1 protein-coding gene and 1 pseudogene are annotated in these 4,511 nt (G+C 68.0%); one reads left to right on the top strand and one right to left on the bottom strand.

The features are described from left to right. Positions 1-207, top strand: a pseudogene (locus KBI5_RS26600) (hypothetical protein); the annotation flags it as partial. A gap of 741 nt (positions 208-948) precedes the next feature. Here KBI5_RS26600 and KBI5_RS21840 read toward each other — a convergent pair. After that, positions 949-4,302 carry a WD40 repeat domain-containing protein gene (locus KBI5_RS21840; protein ID WP_085016298.1) on the bottom strand — a complete coding sequence of 1,118 codons (3,354 nt, stop codon included), beginning with the start codon at positions 4,300-4,302 and terminating at the stop codon, positions 949-951. Positions 4,303-4,511 lie beyond the last annotated feature (209 nt).

Raw genomic sequence — 4,511 nt, 5'->3', positions numbered from 1 at the left:
CGATTCGGTGTGACAGGCGCCCGGTGGGGCCTCGAGGGAGCCCAGGACATCCTCAACCTCCGCGCCATCGTCATCAACGGCGACCTTGACGCCTACATGGCCTACTACAAGCGGCGCCACCTCGAAGAACACCACCTCGCCCGCTACGACGCCGCCAGCATCCCGGACCTCGGCCTCAGCAGGCCCTTAACAGCGCCCGCCGCATGACCCGAATATCCCGGCATGACACACCCCCAAAGAAGACGCACCCCTCGCCGTGGATGCAGTTAAGGCACTTCGCGGTGGACACGGATCAAGCGCCCAAGCATTGGCCGCAAGCGTTTTCGATACGCTTCTGCGTGACGCAGCTCGACGAGGAGTCATCTTTGTGGGCCCTCCCATCGGCTACTTTAAGTATGATAAGCTTCTCAAGCGAATCGAACCAGTGTCCGACGATACCCCGCTCCAGCATTTTCGGGCGGCATGCGTGTTGTCGGCGGCTCGTACAGCGATTAAGAACTACGACCCGTCGGACCCGCCGCCCGCCAGATTCGTTCGGCATGCCACGGCCCACCGTGCTGGTCCCGTTCAGTACACGCCGGTGAATTCCGTCGTCGCGGTTATGCTCATGGTTTCCATGCTGCGCGAGGCACAGGAGTCCGGCTGGTAACTGGAACATTCATGCTATAAATCTCAGTTGACTGGCAGGGTGCTRTTATTCAATCCCTGCGGTGTTCCTCATCGGCCTCCGATCTTGGGGTCATAGGACTCGCATAGGAGGCCGCCCCGACAGACCCATCGGATCTCTGGCGGTTCCCGTGCTGGCGACCGCTGGCTCTGGTCGAATCGATCGACTTGGCGTCCGTCGTCGCACTGGAAGCATGGCGTGGCGAGGTACAGGATCTCGGACGGTTGCAATCCCGTGAATGCGGGGCGAGGTACATCATCGCCCTCCGTGGCGGGTAAGGGTCAGCACGGCGCGGCGTACTCGCGGTTGTTGACGAAGGTGCGCCAGTCCGTCTTGGTCATCGACTGAGAGACTCCTTTGCAGGCGCGGCCGACGAGTGTTTCGGGGTCGACATCCCATTGTTTCGCGAGGTAGTCGGAGCCGAGAGTCACGAGTGTTCGGCTGTCGTCGGTGAACGCCGCGAGGCGGGTTCCGTTGTCGTGGCCGGGGAGGCTGGTGAGCGACTTCGGCTGGCCGGGGCGGCTGGTGTCCCAGATTGCGATGTCGCCGTCGTTGCCGGCTGCCGTCAGCAGGCGGCCGTCCGGGCTGAAGTCAACCGTGCTCACCGCCGCCTCCTTGCTTCCGACAGGGAGGGGTGTGCCCTGCTGCTGTGGCGTCGGGCCGGTGATGTCCCAGGTCGCGACGGTGCCGTGTCCGCCGACGGCGAGTGTGCGTCCGTCGGGGCTGAGCGCGACACCTCCGGGCAGGTTCCCAGCGGTTGCGTCCGAGATGTCGGTGACCGTGGTCAGCAGCCCGCCGGTGCTGACGTCCGGGACGTCGTAGACGCCCACACCGCGATCACCGCCTGTCACCAGTGTTCCGTTGTCGGCGCTGAAGGTGATTCCCTGGACCGAGCCGTGGGTGGATGCCGCCTCGGCGATGCGCTTCGGGGGATGGGTGCCGTCGAGTCGGAAGAGTTTGATCGTCCCGTCCTGGTCTCCGGACGCGAGCAGTCTGCCGTCGCTGGCGAAGGCGAGGCCCTGCACGATCCCGCCGTGCTCGGCGAGGTCGGCCACAGGTGATGCGGCGGCGCGTGTCGAGAGGGCGGCACGCAGGTCCCACACCCTGACGACCCCGTCGTCGTATCCGGCGGCGAGCAGATCGCCGTCCGGGCTGATCGCGATCGAGTAGACCGTCGCGTCACGGCCGGGGAACGTGACGGTCGCCTCGCTCGATCCGGCGCGGAGATCCCAGATCTCGATCGCGCCGTCCACGCCATCGACACCGAGCGATACCGCGACGGTCGTTCCCGCGCCGTCCACCGCCACATGGTCCCCGAGGATGTCCGGCACCGTGAGTCTGGGCTGAGGCATCCCGGGAGACGCAACGGTCGACAGCCGCACAGCACCGTCCTTGGTCCCGACCGCGAGAGTCTGCCCGGCCCGGTCGAAGACCAGGGAGGTCGGCGAGCCGTTGAGCCGCTCGATGGGGGCGCCTTGGGCCGGGCTGCTCTCGTCGGTGACGTCCCATACGTTGACGGTCCCACCGCTGGCCCCGAAGCCAACGGCCAGGTGGAGGCCGTCGGCGCTGTAGGCGATGGCGTCAACGGCGGGCGCGCCGTCGCCGAGTTCCACGGTCGGCTTCGTGGGCAGGTCCGCGGGGGCGTTCTGCGATGCCAGCGTGGGATCGGTCCCGGCGACATCCCACAGCCGCACCACGCCGTCACCTCCAGCCACGGCGAGAGTCGCGCCGTCATCCGGCCGGAACAGCAGTCGCACGACGGGTTGCCGCTGCGGCGGGAGGTGGCTGGTTTCCATCGTGTCCGGTGGCGTCGTCTGTCCCGCAGTGCCTTCGACCGCGTCGGCGTTCATGGCGCCGGCATAGTTGGTCCGCCGCATCAGTGGTTCCGCCGGCCGCCCCAGAGCGAAGACAGCGAAGGTTCCCCCGGACGTTCCCACGGCGAGGCGACCGCTGTCGGGGGTGAACGCCAGCGCGGACACGCCGGGATCGTCGATGCCGCTGACAACACCGGGGATCTGGAGCGGCAGGGCCTCGGGGACGGGGCCTGTGCTGTTCTGGGCAGAGGCGCCCCCGGCCGGCGGCCGGGTGTTCCAGACCTCCACCGACCCCTCGGGGCCGGGGACCGCGAGCAGGGTGCCATCGGAGTTGAACGCCATCGCTGGCGAGTTGGAGTCGTTCCCGGGCAGGGACGCCACTGCTGTGAGCTCCACCGGATTGTTCCCGGGTGGTCCGGAGGTGGCACTCTCGACGTTCCAGACGAGGACGCTGCCGTCGACTGCCATGGTCGCGAGCCGTCGACCATCCGGGCTGAAGACCGCCGCGGTGATCCGATCGTGACCCGGCAGCACGGCCAGTGGCCCGGCCTTACCGCCGACCCGGGTGACATCCCACAGCTGAGCCTTTGTGGACAGCGCGGTGACGGCGACGAACCGCTCACCGACGCGGCCCACCGCCAAGACCTGATCGTCCACGTCAACATCGGTCGGCAGATCGGCGACCGCGAACAGTGCTCGCCATGCCTCCATGGTCGGCGCGGTGCGCCATGCCAGCACAGCCAGTTGACGTGCCAGGTTCGGGTCACTGTCCCGCGTGCTCTCCGCGTCGGCTGCCAACTGGCGGGAGTCAGCCAGGTTCCGCTCGTCAGTCACGGAAGCCTGCCGGTCATGCACCGCATAGATCGCGGTACCCGCCCCCATTATCAGAACGGCCGCCAGGGCGGCCCCCCACAGCCACCTCGTCCTGCCAGGCCGGGTCGCCGACGCCAGGCTCCCCCTCAGTCGTGGCGCGCGGACCGGCGGTTGCAGCGTGAGCCGTTCCCACAGGTCGTGGTCCCCAGTCGGATGGCTGGACGGCCGGGCGAGGCTGGACTGGCTCCCAGAGTGTTCAGGTGCGCTGCTGTGCTCGACGAGACCGATGCCGCGATCGCGCATCGCGGTTCGCCAACCGTCGAGGTCATGGCCACCGCGGCGGCGGGCCGCATGCCCCGCAGCATCAAGCAGCGCCGACCAGGCGTTGCTTGATGCTGCGGCGTCTCCGCCCGCGACGAGCCCGCGTAGCTGATGCAAGGCGTTCTGCGCGTCGGCGCGGTCCGTCTCCTCGACGTCGAGATGCCAGACGACCGCGCACTGAAGCACGATGTCTCGTGTCGCAGGGTTGAGCGGCGACAACAGTTCCTCGACGTGGCGGAGTTGTTTCGCTTCCTGCGGGCTCGGAGTTCCTGGGACCGACAACCGCCGCGCGTCGAGAGCCCGGCGCAGTGCCTTCATCGAGTCCGACAGGTCACCCGCTGCGATCACCAACCGATGGCGGGCCGGGTCCAGTGGCCCCTCGCCCGCGCGCGCCCATTGCGCGACCGCTTTCGCGAGGACGGTGCCTCCCCGCAAGGTCCTCTTCGCCTGGATGTATGCGGTCGCACCGGTCGCGAAGTCGACCCGCAGATCGTCGACCGCATCCTCGGTCTCCAGCACCACCGCGGCTACCCGCGCGTCGACCTCGGAGATGCCCAGACCACGCAGCGGAGTGTCGGAGAGCCCAGCCACGACCGCATAGGCAGCGACGGCCCGCCTGAATTCCACCCCGCCGTCGCCGGACGACCCCGCGATACTTCCTCTGCCCGCATGGACACCTGACGGCACGGGATCATCCTATGAGYCGTGAGGCCATGTGATCGACGGGGTACGCGGTCTCCGCGCCCGTCAGCGCCCGGTTCTGGCGGACGCAGATTCGGCCGAGCTGCCGACACGCACCGGATGCCGGCTACGGAAAGCCCGAGGCGCCTCGATCGAAGCGGCATAACCACGCTTACTGTAGCTGACACGTGGGTGTTTCGTAGCCAGGGTGACCC

This window comes from Frankia sp. KB5 (assembly GCF_002099325.1).
Taxonomy (GTDB): domain Bacteria; phylum Actinomycetota; class Actinomycetes; order Frankiales; family Frankiaceae; genus Frankia; species Frankia casuarinae.
Note: the sequence above shows the minus strand (reverse complement) of the source record. Positions and strands in the feature narration are given on the sequence as shown.